Raw genomic sequence first — 17,712 nt, forward strand, 5'->3', positions numbered from 1 at the left:
CCGACGACAATGGTTTCCCCGCAACGGCATCCGCGAGTTCCGGCCGGTCCGCGCGATGACATGCTGGATCGGCTGGCGGTCCTGTTCGGCCGCGTCCTGCGCGGATCCGGGGTCGCAGTCTCACCGGCCGAGGTCATCGAGATCCGTCGAGTACTCGATATCGTCGGTGGAGACACCGATCGCCTCCGCACGGCACTGCGGTCGGTCAGCGTCAAATACGGTTACGAGACAGACGGATTCGATCACGCCTTTGATGCCTTCTTCGGCGGCCGACGGCTCGACGGCGGAGACGACGCGCTCCCCCGACCGCGTGGCGCCGCCGCCGACCTCCCCGACGACATCGAGTGGGATGAGGACTTCGCCGGAGCCGGCCGGCGGATCGGGGCGGACGAGCACACCGACGACATCGGCGATCTCCTCGTCGACGACCCCGACGCCCGACAACGCCACGGTGAGAGCGCGCACCGCGAGGAGAACGACTTCACCGTGTCGGGGGGTACCGAATCACTGGGCGTCGACCAGGATTCCGCGTCCGTCTCGGGTGGGGTCACCTACACCATCGAGGTGGATGAGGCTGATTCGTCGAGCGTCGGTGAACTCGTCGGGAGTGCCGCACGGGTACATGGCAGCCCGCTGGGAGTCGCCGGCGCGCAGGCGATCCTCGACGCCCTCGCCGATTTCGACGCTCGACGCGCCTATGGTACCGACGGTGCCGACGGCCTCGACGCAGCTGCACGCGCCGAGTTGGAGCGGGCACTCGAGGTGTTTGTCGACGCCCTGGCTGCGCGACTGGACCTGGCGGCGCGATCGGGTGTCGATGTCGATTCCGCCGATTCGCCCACTGGTCCCCTGTGGTCGGATCAAGCCGACATCGATCGGGCCTGTCATCGGCTCGTCCAACGTATGCGTGGCGCGCCCCGGAAACTTGTTCGACGCACCGATCACGGTGGCCTCGACATGCGTCGCACCATGCGTGCGGCTGTGGCCACCGATGGTGTGCCGGTGCAACTCTGGCGGCGCACGACCCACGCCGGGCCCGTCCGTCTGCTCTTGCTGGTGGATGTCTCGTTGTCGGTGCGACCGGTGGCGGGGTTTCTGTTGCGGCTCGCGCAGACCCTGCATCGTCACGGCGAGCGCTGCGAGGTCATCGCTTTCGTCGACCGGCCGGTGCGGGTCACTGACGCCCTGCGCCGCAGCAACGACGATTCCGCACTCGCGGCAGTACTGGCCGACGACGATCTCGACCTCGCGGCCACCAGCGACTACGGCTCGATGCTGACCGAACTACTCGGCCGCCACGGCGACCTGCTCGGCTCCCGCACATCGGTGATCGTCGCCGGCGACGCTCGCAGCAACGGTTTCGACCCCCGCCCCGACCTCCTCGCCGAGGTGAGCCGCCGCGTGCACCGGCTCGCCTGGATCACTCCCGAACCGCGCCGCTACTGGAACCAAACCGGTTGCGCCCTGACCGATTACATCGAGTACTGCGATGCCTTCATCAGCGCCCGCGACGGCGCCGAACTCGTCGACCATGTCGACGAACTCGCCGCAGCCCTTCGCTGACTCCCATCAGGCCCCTTCCCTCCCGGGACACCCCATCGATGACCCCGATCGTCGAGAACCCTTCCCCTCGATGGCCAAGAACTTTCCCCCGCTGTTCGAGAACCCTTCCCCTCGATGGCCAAGAACTTTCCCCCGCTGTTCGAGAACCCTTCCCCTCGATGGCCAAGAACTTTTCCCTCGATGGTCGAGGTGCGAGCCGCGTGCGGCGAGCCTCGAGACCCGGCGAGATAACCAGTATCGCAACCACTTCCACCACCCGAAGAGCCGAACGCGAGCCGAACTCGCAGACGCCCCCGCTGCACCAGCCGCGTCTGCACATTGGGGCCGCGAACTCATCACTCCCGACGGCCAAGCCAGCCCTTCCCCCGATGGTCGAGGTGCACGGCGCGCCAAGCGCCGGGCCTCGAGACCCGGTGAGACAACCAGCCTCCCAACCACATCGAGAGCAAGACAAACGAAAAACGCACCTCCTACCACACCCCACCGACAGAAAATCGCCACCGAAAGATGTTGTCCACAAGCAGAATTGATCAAACTACCCCTTGCGTCGAACACGTTGGCGATGTACACTGGAGCCATCACACCGATCAGCCACCGGGGAGGGGCACATGATCGACACCGCTACCATTCTTGACACCGAATCCGTTGACGCCGAAGCAGTCTTCGCCAACATCGTCAACCAACTCAGCGACCTGCAATGGAATCCGGAGATGACCGGCCCCCAAGCCTTCGGTGCGATGAAACAAGTCCTGTTGTTGCGGAACCTGATCGATCATCACGCCACCACCCTCACCGGTGAGATGGATCGCCTGGGAGTGGCCGATCACAAGACCACCCGGCTACGAGAGTTGTTGATCAGCATGGGTTACGCACCCGCCGTCGCTTCGCGATATGTGCGGGTCGCCGCCACCACCGATGTGGATCTGTTGTTGGCGCACGCGGCGGACGGGTCCATCTCGTCCGAACACACCGATGCCATCGTGCGTGGGTTGGCGCACATCGACACCCGCTCCCCCGAACCCCTCGACACCGTCCAACGGTGTGAGCTCTTGCGGAAACTGCTGTCGCACTACTTCGCCGGCTTCACCCCTGCCGAGATCAACACCTACGCGCGGCAGTTGGGGAACGAGTTGGCGGCCGAGACACCGGGCGGGTTACCGGCCGCCGAAGACAAGTCGATCAACTCCTACACCGACCGCATCACCGACGACGGACGGTTGGAGATCTCGGCGAACCTCGACATCGTCGCCGGGGAGAAAACCAGAACTCTGATGGAAACCTTGTCGGCGCCCAAACCTCAACCCGATGGGTCCCCGGATCCGCGGACTCCCGAACAGATCTGCGCGGCTGCATTCGAAACGATCGTGGAGTTGGCGACACAAGGCTTGGCCGACAACACGTTCTCGGCCAAACCCACCAACGGACTGTTGTGGACCTGGTCAGCAGACAACCCGGCACTCGGCGGGGACCTGCAGAACATGGGGGCCATCACCGAAGCCACCGCCAAACTGCTGTCGTGTGACACCACGATCACGAAAATCATGCTCGATCCCAACGGGGTACCCCTCAGTGTTGGCGAGGCGAAACGCTTCTTCACCCCCGGCCAACGGAAAGCCCTACTCGTGCGTGACCGCGGATGCATCAAATGCGGTGCACACGCCGGACGCTGCCAAGGACACCACCTCACCCACTAGAGTAAGGGCGGTCCCACCGACCTCGACAACGGCTGCCTACTGTGCACCAGCTGCCACGACGATGTCCACCACCACGGATGGGACATCATCATGGGATTCGACCGGAACCCCTGGCTGATCCCACCCGCCAGCATCGACCCGAAACGACGACCGATACCGTCCTATCACCGACGCACCATGCGACTCGACGACACCGCAGCCTGACCCGAAGCGCCTCTACTACAGCCTGATTCCCTGCACCCGGCCCGGCCGGGACCGCATCTGTTGTTTGAGAACTCCATAGAGATAATCCCCACCCGATGGTCGAGGTGTCGTGTGCCCGTGGCCCGGAATCCTGTCGGCACAAGGGGTCTCGAGGCTCGTCGCTGGCGCTCCTCGGCACCTCGACCATCGGGATGGGACGGCCGTCGGGCAGGTAGGGTGGAGCATCACAGATCGATGGTCGAGGTGTGAGCCGCGTGCGGCGAGCCTCGAGACCTGTTGCGCCGAAGCTGGTTTCGGACCACCGTGGCTCAGAAGCTCAGCTCCGATTCACACCACCGAGCACCGCGGCGGCGAGAAGGAAGGCCACTTGAAGAAATCCGAAGATCAACGCAACGATGGCACCGGCCCCGACGCCGATGACGGGCACCGACGTCGTGGTCACGGCGGCCGAGAACAAGGCGAGCCACGCACCCGCCGCGATCACGGCGAGAAAGGGCACGGCCTTACGGAATCGCGGCACCAATACCACCGCTGCAGCGACACCGATCGCCCCCAGAATGATCAGGAACTTGCCGGGATTGAGCACGATCTCGTAGGAAGCAAAGCCAGGCACCCCGGAGTTTCCGTTTTCGAAGTTCTGGCCCCAGTTGTCGAGTTGATTCTCAGTGACGTTGTTGTCGACCACAACCCAACTGACAAACCCCATGAAGTAGGTGATCAGCCCGGACACCGCAGCGGCCACCAGCAAGATCGCGGCAAGCTGCGCGCGGGCGTCGAATTGCCTGCGAGGTGCAGCGGGCGGGGCACCCCATTGCTGCCCCGGCGTCGACCACTGCCCAGATGGCGTTCCCGGCTGCTGCGGGCCGAACCCCTGCGTGGGTGCCGGGCCGGCTTGCTGCCCCGGCTGCGCGGGATACCCGGCCGCCCAATTCTGCTGGGGATTGTTCGGGTCACCAGGATTCACTGCTCGTCCCTTTCGGTCGGCGAAACGCTCATACACGACATCACGTGCGTGTCAGCGTAGAGGCAGACCCCGAACTGGGGGCCAACGTCAGCGCAGATTCATTCGTCGGACCGGCACCGCCGGAGGAGTCACTCGCCGTCAGGACGTGACGGGCACTCGCAACGCCGCGAGTGCCATCGTGCGGAGCAGCGACCGCAACCTGTCGGGATCGAAATCCGGTAGGCGTGGCGAGGAATTGAGCAACCCGAACATGGCGTGCACGCGAACACGGGCCTCCTGACGTTCGAGTGCGTGGCCCTCGTCGTCGGACATGAGGACGTCGACCCAGTCCTCGACGTAGCGGCGCTGCAACCGACGCACCTCATGGTTGGCCTCCGGCGTCAACGAGGAGAGGTCACGATCCTGGACCGCGATCAGATCCGGCTTGGTGACCAGGACGTCGATGTGGAAGGCGATCAGCGCATCGAGGGTCTCGGCCGGCGAGCCGCCGCGCTGCACGACCTCTCGTCCGCCGGTGTAGAGGCGACGACTGATGTCGAGGAGCATCTCGTCGAGCAGTTCGGTTTTCGACGAGAAGTGTCGGTACATCGCCGGCCCACTCACGCCGACCGCTCCCCCGATGTCCTCGAGTCGTACCCCGGCGAATCCGCGATCGGCCATCTGACTGGCTGCGGCCGTGAGCAGCTCGGCTCGGCGGGCGGCCTTGGCAGCGCTACGACGATTCGACGGACGCTGGCCGCCCGAGGCCACCCCGGAGCCCGAATCCGGGGTGGTGTGGGCAGACTCGGCGGACGACATGGTGATTCTGAACTCTACCGGCTCACCACGGCCGCGTCGGCGACTCCGCTGCCCCGGTCACCACACTCACCACTTGTTGATGTGGAGCACCTCATCGAGGGGCTTGCGCCCGGCGGGCTTGAAGTCGGTGCCCTTCGTGTAGGCCACGGGCAGCAGAACCCCCTGGTGAACGGTGGGCGGGATACCCAGCAGCTCCGCGACCTCCTTCTCGTAGGTCAGGTGCAGGGTCGTCCAGGCCGACCCCAGACCGCGGGCGCGCAAGGCCAGACTGAGACTCCATGCGCCGGGCAGCAACGAGCCCCAGACGCCGGCTTGGTTCCCGGCGGGCAGATCGCCGCCGGTGTAGATGGCCCCGATCACCAGGGCGGGCACCTTGCCCATGATGTCGGCGAGATATTGCGCGCTCGAGGCGACACGTCGAGCGGTGTCGTCGGCGAGTGTGCGCTCGGCGGAGTACGCCGCGAAGGAACGTGCGTAGTAGGCGCCGACCTTCTCCTTGACCTCGGGATCGGTCAGCACGATCCAATGCCAGGTCTGGCTGTTGGATCCGGTGGGCGCCTGCAGCGCAACCTCCAGCGCCTCGGTGATCACCTCCAGCGGGACCGGCCGTTCGAGATCGAGCCGTTTGCGCACCGAGCGGGTGGTGGTCAACAGTTGGTCGGGGTCGAGCGGGAGTAGCTCAGTCATCGGTCACCTCGTTGTTCGCGTCTGGTCTGCGTGCGTGTGGAGCTGCGTGGCGACGGGCTCAGCGATGTCGCGCGCGGCGGGCCAGCCAGTTGCCGAAGTACTGTCCCACCTGTACCAGAATCACCAGCAACGCGATGACGACAACAGTCAGTTTCCAGTCGAACTGCTGGTAGCCGTATTGGAACGCGAAATCTCCGAGTCCCCCGCCGCCGACATAGCCGGCCATCGCCGACATGTCCACGATCGCGACGAAGATGAAGGTATAACCCAATACCAGGGGCGCGAATCCCTCGGGCACCACCACCGTCAGCAGGGTACGCACGCGGCCGGCGCCGCACGCGCGGGCGGCTTCCACCACTCCCGGGTCCACGGAGACGAGACTCTGCTCGACCACTCGGGCGATCACCACCATCGCCATCAACGTCATCGGGAAGATCGCCGCCTCGGTGCCGATTCGGGTTCCCATCACCGTCTTGGTCAACGGCGCGATGGCAGTGATGAAGATGATGAACGGTATCGGCCGGATGATGTTGACGATCACGTTGAGTCCGTTGAAGATCCATACGTTCGACCACAGGTTCCCGGGACTGGTTGCATACAGCACCACGCCGATCAGCAGTCCCAGTGCGCCACCGATCAGCAGCGTGAAGCCGACGAGCCGGAAGGTCTCCCCGATCGCCTGGAACAGCAACGGGCGCAGTTCGTCACCGAACACCCGGGTGAAGCCGTCGGCGGCCAGTGCGCTGTGGCTCATCGGCTCACCTCCTCGTGTACGACAATGCCGGTGGCGGTGCGACTTTCGTCGACGATTTCGTCAAGCGCCGAATCAGGGGCGTGTACCTCATAGGTCAGTGCCCCGAACGGGCGGCCGCCGAGATCGGCGATTCCACCGTGGATCACCGACGCGGTCCCACCGGCCCGCGCCACTGCACCGGTGAGATCGACACGGGCGGCATCGTCGCGGACCTCGACGGTGACCAGTCGGCCCGAGTGCCGAGATCGCAACGCGGTCAACGTGTCCGCGTCGGGGACGCCGGAAACGGCATGACGCAGCAAGCTGCGGGTGACCTCCGACCGCGGGTGGGCGAACACCTCATAGAGTTCGCCGTGATCGACGAGTCGCCCGTCGGCGAGAACGGCGACCTTGCCGCACACCTCGCGCACCACATCCATCTCGTGGGTGATCACCACGATGGTGGTACCCAGATCGGAGTTGATGCGACGCAACAATTTGAGCGTGTCGTCCGTGGTCTGGGGGTCCAAGGCGCTGGTGGCCTCGTCGGCGATGAGGATCGACGGCGAGGAGGCGAGCGCCCGCGCGATACCCACCCGCTGCTTCTGCCCGCCGGACAATGCCGATGGCCACGCCTTCGCCTTGTCGGCGATTCCGACGAACTCGAGGAGCTCGTTGATGCGTTGTTGTCGAGCTGATTTCGGCACGCCCGCCACCTGCAGCGCGAATCCGACATTGCCGGCGACGGTGCGCGAGTTGAACAGATTGAACTGCTGGAAGATCATCCCGATCTGGGTTCGGAAGGCGTTGAGTTCGCGCTCACGCGCCCCACCGTGGTCCCGTCCGTCGACCAGCACGTGACCGCTGGTGGGCCGTTCGAGTCCGTTGATCAGACGCGCGAGCGTCGACTTCCCCGCGCCCGACGGCCCGATGATCCCGACGATCTCCCCGGCATCGATGCGCAGACTGATGCCGTCGAGGACCGCAGGCGCATCCTTGCCGAAACGCTTTGCGACGTCCACGAACTCGACTGCAGCCGGACGCCGGGCCGCCCCGGCGGGGACAGGCTCAGGAGCCATTGGCCCGCACGTCGGCTTCCAATCCCTTCAGGGTCGCCTGCAGATCGGCAGGCGAGTTCGTCTTGATGACCCCGGAGTCGCCCAGCGACTTCTTCACCGCCGCGATCACCTCGGGATCGTGGTAGATCTGCACCAGCTTCGCGTAGGTGGCATTGTCCTTGTCTGCGGCGCGGGCGACGAACGCATTGATGTAGGGCTTGGAGGCCTCAGCATTCGGATCGTCGGAGGCGATGATCTGATCTGCGGTCAGTTTGGCCGACGTCGCGTAGTTGTTGTTGACGATCGCCGCGGTCACCGAATCGAGATTCGCGGCGGTCTGACCGGCGTCGACGGCGATGACCTTCACCTTGGATCGCGCCTGATCGATGTCGGCGGGCGTGGAGAAAGCGTTGCCCGGCTTCGTCAGCGTGATGAGTCCGGCCTGCGCGAGCACCAGCAGTCCGCGTGCCTGATTGGTGGGGTCATTGGGGATTGCGACCTGCGCCCCCTGCGGGATCTCACCGACGGACTTGTACTGAGTGGAGTACAGCGGTAGCGGGTAGACCGCGGTCGCGCCGATCGGCACCAGATCCTTGTTGTTCTTGGCATTGTAGGTCGCCAGGTACAGCAGGTGCTGGAACTCGTTGAGGTCCAACTCCCCCTCGGCGAGTGCGGGATTGGGCTGATTGTAGTCGGTGAAATTCACCAGCTCGACGTCGATGCCCGCAGCGGAGGCCTTCTGCTTGAACACGTTCCAGTAGCTTTCCGACGCGTCGGCGACCCCGATCTTCACCGCCTGCGAATCGTCCCCACCGCACGCGGTGATCACGCTCGCGGCGGCGATGAACGAGAGCAACAGGACGAGAATCCGCGATCGCACGGCAGTACCTCCACTGGACTGGTTCGAGAGACAACCTCAGGAACGCTAGCGTCCGATTCGCGCGATTGATGACGTCGCGATCGCGCGCGACCCGATGTCACCGAACCCACCTGCGACGATGGCCGTGCACGCGATTGCGTTCAGTGTGGGTCAAATCCGATGGCACCGGACGGAATGTCTGCGCGGCGCCGGTGATGCGCTCGGTCAGCTTCGTCGGAACTGAGCCCGGGTCTGCGGATCGCTGGTATCGACCGCGGAGATCGACTGGCCGGAGACGGTGAGCTGCCACTCGTTGTCGGCGCACTGGCCGTAGGTGACCGTCGCCGCGACCACGACGTGAGTGGCGTCGCGCGAGGTCTCCTTCCACGTGGCGCCACAACGGCCCGGGATGTCGATGGTCGCGAGGAACGGCTTGTCGGTGACCACGCCGAGTTGCGCGGTCTTGGTCTCCCCCACCGACGTCCACGTCCCCGTCCATGCCCCCGACAGCGCGCTCGACGTCGGCGAATCCATCGCTCCGGCACTTGAGGTCGGAGCCGTTCCCGTGGTGCTCGTCGAATCGTCACCGCAGGCACTCAGGCCCGTCGACAACGCCACCACCGCGATCAGCGGTGCCATGATGCGTCGGCTCACCGACATGCTGCCCTCCCCGGTCGACCCCGGCCACACATGCGGGCCGCTCTGTCCAATAGCGCACCGCAGCTTACCAATACGCGAGGTCTGTCCGTCACCGGCGTCACAGCAGCCCGTACCGGTCGAGATGGTCGAGCAGTCCTGGCGTCAGTGGCAGCGCACGCATCTGTCCGCGGTCGAACCACCCCGCGTCCGCGGCATCGTCAGCGGCGACGACGTCCGTGGTCAACGGGGTGGCCACGAAGTCGTGGACCTCGTAGACCACGCCGGCACGCCGATCGGGGATGTCGACCACCCAGGCCTCCCGGACGACCTCGATGGCGATGCCCGTCTCCTCGGCGATCTCGCGGATCACGGCCTGCTCCAACGTCTCTCCGGACTCGACCTTGCCGCCCGGCACGGTCCACATACCCGCCTGCGGCTCATGCCCACGCTGGACCAGCAGAAATCGGCCGGCCGCATCACGCACGATGGCGCCGACCGCCGGGATGCGCGTCATCGCCCCGGGCGGCGACGGGGCGGCGGGAACCCGGGACCGTGCAGCAGGGTCCGGCGCGGACAGCGAGTGCAGTTCGTCGGCGATCACTTCTCGTATCCGGGTCGCCGATGCGGCCACACCGTCTCCCGCCTCCCCGTCCTCCATCTCCCCGTCCTCCATCTCCCCGTCCTCCATCTCGCCGACCGCAACGATGCGGTCGAACACCCCGAGCCCGGCCAGCTCGATCGCCAGGATCTGCTGTCCCGCAGCGATACCGGCGGCATGACTGACGTCCCGATGGACGATCAGACTGGCGCCTTCGGGCGGCAGCGGGGACAGCCACGCATCCGACAGCGCGACCCGTCGATCGGTCGGGAACAGCGCGAGCGCAGCCCCACCCGATCCCTGCCCGAGCAACACCGAGACGGTCACCGTCGGCACACCCATCAGTTCGGCTGTACACCGGGCGATCTCACCGGCAAGTCCGTCCTCCTCTGCGGCGACCGACAACTCTGCGCCCGGGGTGTCGATGACGGTCACCACCGGTAGCCCGAGTTCGGCGGCGAAGGTCAGTGCGCGACGCACCATACGCAGGTGGTGCGGCCCGATCAGCTCGCCGGCACGTTGCCGGTCGGCGTCCTGTCCGATCACCACAGCGGATCGGCCACCGAATCGGCTCAACGCCACCACGATCGGCCCGCCGGCTCCCACCAGGGCAGACCCGGGCACGGCGATCAGATCCCGGACCCCGACGCGTCCGGGACGCCGGGTCGCGGTCACCGCCGACCACACCGATTCGGCACCGGGCGCCGCATGCTCCATCGGGGCATCTTGTGGAACAACAACTTCCGACTCGGCAACGGCGTCGGCGGCGATCTCGGGAGCGAGCGCGTCGAGGACGCCGCGCAACCGATCGCGGAGGTCTTCCGGTGCGACGACGTCGTCGACGATGCCGCGACGGACGAGATTCTCGGCGCGCTGGACGTCGTCGGGGATCGGCGTGCCGACGAGTCCGGCAACGACCCGCGGACCCAGGAAGCCGATGAGCGCTCCGGGTTGCGCCCAGGTGATCCCGCCGAGCGAACCCCACGACGCGAACACACCACCGGTGGTGGGATGACGCAGGTAGATGAGGTAGGCCAGACCAGCCGCACGATGCCGGGTCACCGCCCCGGTGATCGCCGCCATCTGCAGAAACGCCGGCGTACCCTCCTGCATGCGGGTGCCGCCGGAGCACGGCAGACCGACGACGGCGAATCCGTGCTCGGTGGCGCGTCGGATCGCCGTGGTGATGCGGTGTCCGGCAACATGTCCGATCGATCCACCGAGGAATCCGAACTCGCTGACGATCACCACCACCGGCGTCCCGCCGATCCGGATCAGCCCGGTCCGCACCGACTCGTCGACCCCGGATTTCTCAGCGGCACGGCGCAATTGGTCGTCGTAGGCATCGGCGACGACCGACGCCGGCGGTGAATCGTCCCACGTCTCCCACGAATCCGGGTCGGCGAGCGTGTCGATCAGCTGTGCCGCCGAGGGATGTTCCGCATGCTCGCTCACCGCGAATACACCACGCGCGTGCGCACCACCAGGTCGGCGACCGAGCGACGACGCGGATCGACGATGACCCACAATAGCCCGACCGAGAAGAACACACAGATCAGTGCGCGGATCAGCGCCACCGGAAGCCGAACGCGCGGTTTGCCTTTCCGACTGACCAGCCGCAATCCCATCACCACCGACCCCAGCGTGCGGCCGGAGACGCACCAGCACCCGGTCAGGTAGATCACCGACACCGCGACGAAGGTCGTCGCGGTGAAGAACGGGTTCGCGCTCGGCAGCGAGAACTGGTGCACGTCGTAGATCAGACGGGCCATCAGCCACCCGACGTACAGCCCGCCCATCACCGCGAGCACCAGCAGCAGGTCGAGGACGGCCGCGATCGCGCGGCTGACGATCCCGGCCGAGCGATCGGTGTCGAGGACGACGTGCGGACGAGCGATCGGGTGCCCGGCCGAATCGTGGTGTGACACTGGATCATGCACCGTTCTGTGTCCCATCGCTCTGGGTCCCATCGCTCTGTGTCCCATCGCTCTGGGCCCCACCGCTCGTGTTGTCACCGTTCTGGGAATCGTCGACAAGCCCGGCGTCGGCGACCCGGGCGGCCACCTTACGTCGGAGCAACCGGTTCACGAGATCGGCCACCGCGTCGTCGGCGCGTTCGCTGCTGCTGCGCACGTCGGTCATCACCTCGGTCGTCACCGAGGTACTCGCCTCGCGGATGATGTCGGGCAGGTCGACGCCGTCGATGATCTCGTCGGCGAGGCCGATCAAATCGATGCGGGCGATGATGGCGTCGATGTCGACCCGCTCCACGGCGCCGTCGAGATCCACGCGGGTGACGATGGCATCGATGTCGATCTTGTCCAGGATGGCGTCGATGTCGAGGTGGTCGACGATCGCGGCGACGTCGACCGCGTCGATCACCGCTGCGATGTCCACCCGGCCGATCATGGCGTCGAGGTCGAGTCGCGCGATCAAGGCGTTGATGTCGATGTCGCGGAGCACCGCGTCGAGATCCACCGCGTCGACGACCCGATTCAGATCGATGGCACCGATGAGCGGCGTGAGGTCCATCGAACTGAGCTCGTCGACGACGGCGTGGATCACCGCTCCGATCGACGTGCCCGCCGCCGCCGTGGCGAGGGTGCCGACGCCGTCGAGGACCTCGTGTGTGGTGCGCCGCGCCACACGCACGACACCACCGGCAACCGGTACGCGCTCGGCGGCGTCGGCCGCGGCGGAGGCCACCTGCCGGGGCAACTGCAGCAACGCCGCCAACCCGCCCGGTCGGGAACCCGTGTCGCTCACCGCCGGATTATCGCACGCACCACAGCCCCACCCGGAGGATTGCGCGATGACTTTCGGCGGGACGCAGGGTCATACTTGCATCCCCACACCACCCAGAACACGCAGGGTCCACCCGGGACGCCCCCGATCCACAGAACAGGAAGTCCGATGGCCGAGAACTACACCGTGGTGCGCCGCACCACGATCGCCGCGCCTGCCGCCGATATCCACGCTCACATCCATGATCTGCATCGATGGGTCGATTGGTCGCCGTGGGAGGGCCTCGACCCCGATCTGTCGAGAACCTATTCCGGAGCCGAGCTCGGCGTGGGTGCGCGCTACGCGTGGTCGGGAAATCGGAAAGCGGGCAAGGGCACCATGGAGATCCTCGAGGACACCGCGCCGACCCACGTGGCGATCCGGGTCGTGTTCGAGAAGCCGATGAAATCCACGAGCCGCAGCGCCTTCGACATCACCGAGAACGACGGCGTCAGCGAGGTCACGTGGACGATGACCGGCAAGCATTCGCTCTTCAGCCGCGTGGCCGCCCCACTGGGCTTCTTCGACAAACTGCTCGGCAAGGACTTCGAGAAAGGACTCGCGCGGCTCAAGGCCGTCAGCGAATCGTGACCGCACCGGCTGCACACGCGCTGCAGTCGAGGCGCTATCGCATCAACCGCGGTGTGACAACGTCTTTCACCGGCTGCGTTCGGAGTGCACGATCATCACCGGGCACGATGCGGTGTGCAGGACGGCTTGACTGGTCGATCCGAGCAGTAACCCCCGGAAGCCGCCACGCCCCCTGCTCCCGAGCACGATCAGTTGGGCATCACCTGCGGCCTCGATGATGCGCGGCGCGGGATCGCCGGCGACCACCGCGGTCTCGACGGACACGGTGTCGGCGGCGGGATGGTCGCGACGGTGCTCGGCGACCTGACGTTCAACGGATTCGGTGGTCCCGTCCCGGAATTGAGCCAGCACCTCATCCTGGTCGTAGAACCCTTCGCCGGAGAATCCCGGATAGGTGCTGACGACCACCAACGACGTGCCGAGTTCGGCGGCCTGGGTGAAGGCGGCGCCCAGGGCTGCCTGCGAGATCGCCGATCCGTCGACGCCGACCACCACCGGACCGGTCTGAGGTACGGGACCCGAGACCACCACCACCGGACAATCGGCGTGTGCGGCGACGTCGGAGCTGACCGAACCGAGCAACAACCCGGCCACACCCCCGCGGCCACGACGACCGACGACGAGAAGGTGTGCACCACTGGATATCTCACGCAGGACGAGGGCCGGCCTGCCCTCGCGGACCTCGCCCTCGGCGTCGACGTCCGCCGACACCTTGGTGGCCGCGGCGATCGCCTCGTCCACCGCCCGGCGGGCATCGGCGTGCAGTGCCTCGGCCACCGCCGGGGTCATCAACACACCCGGCGCATATCCCGCTGCGACGGTCTCGACGACGCCGACCACGCGCAGGGATCTGTTCTCCCGCACCGCGGCCAGAGCACCCCACCGGAGCGCCTCGAGCGCCGTGTCCGACCCGTCGACCGCCACCACTATCGGGGCATTCACTGCCATGACCCGCTCCTTGCCGATCTCCTCGTCGACCGACTCGCCAACCGAGTCCGTCACCTCCATTGGACACCACCGCACGGCGGTGACAAAAGGGCCAAAAGCATCTGCCGCCCGACATATTCGCGGGGCACCATGGAGAGGAGATGAAGTCACCAGCCACACCACACATCGTGACCGTCACGATGAATCCTGCGCTCGACATCCACAGCTCGGTACCGATCCTGCAGGCGACGGAGAAGATGCGATGCTCGCGCCCCCGATACGATCCGGGTGGCGGCGGGATCAACGTAGCCCGGGCAGCGGTTCGGCTCGGTGTGCCGGCCACCGCGGTCTTCACCAGCGGCGGCCCCACCGGAGCACGCATCGAGGCACTTCTCGCCGCCGAGGGCATCGCAACGGGCCCCCTCGGCATCACCGGAGCAAGCCGCGAATCGTTGACCGTCCGCGAGGTCCGGACCGGCCAGGAGTACCGCTTCGTGTTGCCCGGCCCCGACCTCACTGCCACCGAGGAGCAACACTGCCTCGCCGCCATGGACGAGTATGCGAGCACCGCAACGCATCTCGTGGTGAGTGGCAGTCTCCCACCGGGATGTTCGGACGGCTTCTTCCCGGCGGTGTCGGCCATCGCGGACCGGCACGGGTGCACACTGATCGTCGACACCCACGGCCCGGCTCTGCTGCGGGTGCGGGGTGCCGCAGTGATCAAACCGAGCCTTCGCGAACTCCGTGAAGCATTGGATCTGCCTCTGCCGGAGACCGACTCACAGATCGACGCCGCACGAGCCCTGATCGCCCGGGGCATCACCGACGCCGTCGTCGTCTCCCGCGGGGCGGCGGGCGCACTGGTGGTGACCACCGATCAGGTGACCGACGTCGCCGGAGTCCCGGTCGGGTCCGGGTTCGGCAGTGGTGTCGGGGCGGGCGACAACATGGTCGCCGGGATCACCGTCGCCCTGGCCCGCGGCCGGCCACTACCCGACGCCGTCCGATACGGTGCCGCCGCCGGTGCCGCGGCGACACTCACCCCGGGAACCGAACCGTGCCGTCGGCACGACGTCGAACATCTCTACCGAGCCGCACCCGACTCCGGAGCGCAGAAATGACCACCGCAACCATTCACCGGTGTCGCACAAACGAAAAACCCGCCTGCACACGAGTTCTCGCGTGCAGGCGGGTTTCGGGATGATCTCCGACCGCGGGTCAGAGAGCCTCGTAGAGCTCCCGGGCCAGCGTGGCGGTCTCGCTCGGCGTCTTGCCGACCTTGACGCCCGCAGCCTCGAGGGCTTCCTTCTTGGCCTGGGCGGTGCCGGAGCTGCCGGACACGATCGCGCCGGCGTGGCCCATCGTCTTGCCCTCGGGCGCAGTGAATCCCGCGACGTAGCCGACGACCGGCTTGGAGACGTTGGCCTTGATGTAGTCGGCCGCACGCTCCTCGGCGTCGCCACCGATCTCACCGATCATCACGATGACCTTGGTCTCCGGATCCTTCTCGAACGCCTCGATGGCGTCGATGTGGGTGGTCCCGATGACCGGGTCGCCGCCGATGCCGATGGCGGTGGAGAAACCGAGATCGCGCAGCTCGTACATCATCTGGTAGGTCAGGGTGCCGGACTTGGAGACCAGGCCGATCGGACCCTTGCCGGTGATGTTGGCCGGGGTGATGCCCACCAGCGATTCACCCGGGGTGATGATGCCGGGGCAGTTCGGCCCGATGATGCGGGTCTTGTTCCCCTTTTCGACGTTGTAGGCCCACGCATAGGCGCTGTCCTGCACCGGGATTCCCTCGGTGATGACGACCAGCAGCGGGATCTCCGCGTCGATCGCCTCGATGATGGCGTCCTTGGCGAACTTCGGCGGGACGAAGGCGATCGAGGTGTCGGCCCCGGTCTCCTTGATCGCCTCGGCGACACTGCCGAAGACGGGCAGCTCCACGTCGGAGCCGTCCTTGGCGGTGTGGGCGACGGTGGTGCCGGCCTTGCGGGCGTTGACGCCGCCGACGATGTTCGAACCGGCCTTGAGCATCAGTGCGGTGTGCTTGGTGCCCTCACCGCCGGTGATGCCCTGGACGATGATCTTGTTGTCTTTGTTCAGGAAGATCGACATGTTTCTCTAGCCCCTCACTTGCTCGCCAGTTCGGCGGCCTTGTCGGCGCCGGAGTCCATCGTTTCGGCGAGCGTCACCAAGGGGTGATTCGCATCGGCCAGGATCTTGCGGCCTTCGTCGACCTTGTTGCCGTCGAGGCGGACGACGAGCGGCTTGTTGGCCTCGTCGCCGAGCTTGTTCAGCGCGCCGACGATGCCGTTGGCGACAGCGTCGCAGGCGGTGATGCCGCCGAAGACGTTGACGAAGACACTCTTGACCTGCTCGTCGCCGAGGATGACGTCGAGACCGGCGGCCATCACCTCGGCCGAGGCGCCGCCACCGATGTCGAGGAAGTTCGCGGGCTTGACACCCTTGTGCTTCTCACCGGCGTAGGCGACCACGTCGAGGGTGCTCATGACCAGCCCGGCGCCGTTGCCGATGATGCCGACCTGTCCGTCGAGCTTGACGTAGTTGAGGTCGTTCTCCTTGGCCTTGAGCTCCAGCGGATCGGTGGCGTCGCGGTCGGCGAAGGCCTCGTGGTCGGGATGCCGGAAGTCGGCGTTCTCATCGAGGGTGACCTTGCCGTCGAGGGCCAGGATCTGGTCGTCGGGGGTACGGACCAGAGGATTGACCTCCACGAGGGTGGCGTCCTCGGCGATGAACACCTCCCAGAGCTTTTGGATGGTGTTGGCGGCGGCGTCGAGCACCTCGGCGGGCAGCTTGCCCTTCTCGGCGATCTCGCGAGCGAATGCGAGGTCGACACCCTTGACGGCGTCGACCGGGACGCGGGCGAGCGCGTCGGGGTTCTGCTCGGCGGTCACCTCGATCTCCACGCCGCCCTCGACCGAGCACATGGCCAGGTAGGTGCGGTTGGCGCGATCGAGGAGGAAGGAGATGTAGTACTCCTCGGCGATGTCGCTGGCCTCGGCGACGAGGAGTTTCTTGACGACATGGCCCTTGATGTCGAGACCGAGGATGTTCTCGGCGTTCGCCTGCGCCTCGTCGGCGTCCTTGGAGTACTTCACGCCGCCGGCCTTGCCACGTCCACCGACCTTCACCTGCGCCTTGATCATGACGGGCTTGCCGATTTCCTCGGCAATCGTGCGCGCGTCGGCGGCAGAGTCGGTTACACGACCGGGTGTGGTCGGAACTCCGTGCTTGGCGAACAGTTCCTTCGCCTGGTATTCGAAGAGATCCATTCAGCTCACCATTTCGTAGATTTGCCCGCTCGTCTGGGTGTAACGCGGGCCATACGGGACTTTAAACCTGCCGCATATCCGGTTTGGGTACACCTCCTCACCTTGTGCGACAGATCACTCGCTCGGTCGGGACACGCGCGGGTGCCGACCCGGCGCCGTCAGCCATCCGGCCGGGCGCATTGCGGCGAATCCGCCAGCCAATACCGCAAATTCAGCACAGTGTGAACCTCGTCATCGGCCTGTGACCCAGCTCACTTTATCCCGGGTTTTCACTCCCCAGGGTTGGACTTGTCGCAATCATTTCGTTACCGTCG

Annotated in this window: 16 protein-coding genes and 1 pseudogene; 4 read left to right on the forward strand and 13 right to left on the reverse strand. The window is 66.2% G+C overall.

Translation table 11 applies throughout. The features are described 5' to 3' along the window. Nucleotides 1-9: 9 nt before the first annotated feature. Together madC and AC5ZH6_RS20510 are read left to right on the forward strand one after the other, a co-directional pair. Nucleotides 10-1,563 (forward strand): MadC family VWA domain-containing protein, encoded by a 1,554-nt coding sequence (madC, locus tag AC5ZH6_RS20505; RefSeq protein WP_035727136.1) that lies wholly within the window; start codon nucleotides 10-12, stop codon nucleotides 1,561-1,563. A gap of 608 nt (nucleotides 1,564-2,171) precedes the next feature. After that, nucleotides 2,172-3,461 (forward strand): annotated as a pseudogene (locus tag AC5ZH6_RS20510) (HNH endonuclease). Between the two features lie 316 nt (nucleotides 3,462-3,777). On the opposite strand, the gene AC5ZH6_RS20515 reads toward AC5ZH6_RS20510, so the two are convergent. The 10 genes from AC5ZH6_RS20515 to AC5ZH6_RS20560 form a co-directional block, all read right to left on the reverse strand. Then, nucleotides 3,778-4,425 (reverse strand): DUF5336 domain-containing protein, encoded by a 648-nt coding sequence (locus AC5ZH6_RS20515; protein WP_006368337.1) that lies wholly within the window; start codon nucleotides 4,423-4,425, stop codon nucleotides 3,778-3,780. 138 nt (nucleotides 4,426-4,563) lie between these two features. Continuing rightward, the gene (locus AC5ZH6_RS20520) at nucleotides 4,564-5,223 is read right to left on the reverse strand and encodes a TetR/AcrR family transcriptional regulator (protein ID WP_006368336.1); all 660 of its coding nucleotides are present in this window, start codon (nucleotides 5,221-5,223) and stop codon (nucleotides 4,564-4,566) included. Between the two features lie 66 nt (nucleotides 5,224-5,289). Beyond that, the gene (locus tag AC5ZH6_RS20525) at nucleotides 5,290-5,910 is read right to left on the reverse strand and encodes a nitroreductase family protein (protein WP_006368335.1); all 621 of its coding nucleotides are present in this window, start codon (nucleotides 5,908-5,910) and stop codon (nucleotides 5,290-5,292) included. 58 nt (nucleotides 5,911-5,968) lie between these two features. Beyond that, on the reverse strand, nucleotides 5,969-6,664 hold the full coding sequence (locus tag AC5ZH6_RS20530; protein ID WP_006368334.1) for a methionine ABC transporter permease: 696 nt from the start codon (nucleotides 6,662-6,664) through the stop codon (nucleotides 5,969-5,971). Next, entirely contained in the window at nucleotides 6,661-7,722 is a 1,062-nt protein-coding gene (locus AC5ZH6_RS20535) for a methionine ABC transporter ATP-binding protein (RefSeq protein ID WP_006368333.1), read from the reverse strand. Before AC5ZH6_RS20535 ends, AC5ZH6_RS20530 begins: the two co-directional genes overlap by 4 nt. Beyond that, the gene (locus tag AC5ZH6_RS20540; protein ID WP_006368332.1) at nucleotides 7,712-8,581 is read right to left on the reverse strand and encodes a MetQ/NlpA family ABC transporter substrate-binding protein; all 870 of its coding nucleotides are present in this window, start codon (nucleotides 8,579-8,581) and stop codon (nucleotides 7,712-7,714) included. The genes AC5ZH6_RS20535 and AC5ZH6_RS20540 overlap by 11 nt, the downstream gene beginning before the upstream one ends. 204 nt (nucleotides 8,582-8,785) lie before the next feature. Next, nucleotides 8,786-9,220 carry a hypothetical protein gene (locus AC5ZH6_RS20545; RefSeq protein ID WP_006368331.1) on the reverse strand — a complete coding sequence of 145 codons (435 nt, stop codon included), beginning with the start codon at nucleotides 9,218-9,220 and terminating at the stop codon, nucleotides 8,786-8,788. Nucleotides 9,221-9,317: 97 nt separating this feature from the next. Continuing rightward, nucleotides 9,318-11,252, reverse strand: coding sequence for a carboxyl transferase domain-containing protein (locus AC5ZH6_RS20550; RefSeq protein WP_006368330.1), 1,935 nt, complete (start codon nucleotides 11,250-11,252; stop codon nucleotides 9,318-9,320). Next, nucleotides 11,249-11,725 carry an RDD family protein gene (locus AC5ZH6_RS20555; protein WP_014361155.1) on the reverse strand — a complete coding sequence of 159 codons (477 nt, stop codon included), beginning with the start codon at nucleotides 11,723-11,725 and terminating at the stop codon, nucleotides 11,249-11,251. Before AC5ZH6_RS20555 ends, AC5ZH6_RS20550 begins: the two co-directional genes overlap by 4 nt. Nucleotides 11,726-11,729: 4 nt before the next feature. After that, nucleotides 11,730-12,563, reverse strand: a complete 834-nt coding sequence (locus AC5ZH6_RS20560; RefSeq protein ID WP_006368328.1) for a hypothetical protein — start codon at nucleotides 12,561-12,563, stop codon at nucleotides 11,730-11,732. A gap of 147 nt (nucleotides 12,564-12,710) precedes the next feature. Between AC5ZH6_RS20560 and AC5ZH6_RS20565 the strand changes: the two genes are divergently transcribed. After that, nucleotides 12,711-13,172, forward strand: a complete 462-nt coding sequence (locus AC5ZH6_RS20565; RefSeq protein WP_006368327.1) for an SRPBCC family protein — start codon at nucleotides 12,711-12,713, stop codon at nucleotides 13,170-13,172. A 66-nt stretch (nucleotides 13,173-13,238) separates the two neighbouring features. Here AC5ZH6_RS20565 and AC5ZH6_RS20570 read toward each other — a convergent pair whose 3' ends face one another. After that, nucleotides 13,239-14,180: a universal stress protein gene (locus AC5ZH6_RS20570; RefSeq protein ID WP_006368326.1), complete on the reverse strand. Its 942-nt coding sequence runs from the start codon at nucleotides 14,178-14,180 to the stop codon at nucleotides 13,239-13,241. An 80-nt stretch (nucleotides 14,181-14,260) separates the two neighbouring features. Here AC5ZH6_RS20570 and AC5ZH6_RS20575 point away from each other — a divergent pair, with 80 nt between their 5' ends. After that, a complete protein-coding gene (locus tag AC5ZH6_RS20575; protein ID WP_006368325.1) occupies nucleotides 14,261-15,220 on the forward strand; it encodes a 1-phosphofructokinase family hexose kinase in 960 nt (319 codons plus the stop codon). Between the two features lie 97 nt (nucleotides 15,221-15,317). Here AC5ZH6_RS20575 and sucD read toward each other — a convergent pair whose 3' ends face one another. Together sucD and sucC are read right to left on the reverse strand one after the other, a co-directional pair. Further along, nucleotides 15,318-16,220 carry a succinate--CoA ligase subunit alpha gene (sucD, locus tag AC5ZH6_RS20580; RefSeq protein WP_006368324.1) on the reverse strand — a complete coding sequence of 301 codons (903 nt, stop codon included), beginning with the start codon at nucleotides 16,218-16,220 and terminating at the stop codon, nucleotides 15,318-15,320. A 14-nt stretch (nucleotides 16,221-16,234) separates the two neighbouring features. Then, entirely contained in the window at nucleotides 16,235-17,398 is a 1,164-nt protein-coding gene (gene sucC / locus AC5ZH6_RS20585; RefSeq protein ID WP_006368323.1) for an ADP-forming succinate--CoA ligase subunit beta, read from the reverse strand. Nucleotides 17,399-17,712: the final 314 nt, after the last annotated feature.

The organism is Gordonia sp. YC-XJ4 (assembly GCF_059511865.1).

Coding starts and splice junctions, on each gene's coding strand:
- madC (WP_035727136.1), top strand. CDS start 10: ATGGTTTCCCCGCAACGGCATCCGCGAGTTCCGGCCGGTCCGCGCGAT.
- AC5ZH6_RS20520 (WP_006368336.1), bottom strand. CDS start 5,223: ATGTCGTCCGCCGAGTCTGCCCACACCACCCCGGATTCGGGCTCCGGG.
- AC5ZH6_RS20525 (WP_006368335.1), bottom strand. CDS start 5,910: ATGACTGAGCTACTCCCGCTCGACCCCGACCAACTGTTGACCACCACC.
- AC5ZH6_RS20530 (WP_006368334.1), bottom strand. CDS start 6,664: ATGAGCCACAGCGCACTGGCCGCCGACGGCTTCACCCGGGTGTTCGGT.
- AC5ZH6_RS20535 (WP_006368333.1), bottom strand. CDS start 7,722: ATGGCTCCTGAGCCTGTCCCCGCCGGGGCGGCCCGGCGTCCGGCTGCA.
- AC5ZH6_RS20545 (WP_006368331.1), bottom strand. CDS start 9,220: ATGTCGGTGAGCCGACGCATCATGGCACCGCTGATCGCGGTGGTGGCG.
- AC5ZH6_RS20565 (WP_006368327.1), top strand. CDS start 12,711: ATGGCCGAGAACTACACCGTGGTGCGCCGCACCACGATCGCCGCGCCT.
- AC5ZH6_RS20570 (WP_006368326.1), bottom strand. CDS start 14,180: ATGGAGGTGACGGACTCGGTTGGCGAGTCGGTCGACGAGGAGATCGGC.
- AC5ZH6_RS20575 (WP_006368325.1), top strand. CDS start 14,261: ATGAAGTCACCAGCCACACCACACATCGTGACCGTCACGATGAATCCT.
- sucD (WP_006368324.1), bottom strand. CDS start 16,220: ATGTCGATCTTCCTGAACAAAGACAACAAGATCATCGTCCAGGGCATC.
- sucC (WP_006368323.1), bottom strand. CDS start 17,398: ATGGATCTCTTCGAATACCAGGCGAAGGAACTGTTCGCCAAGCACGGA.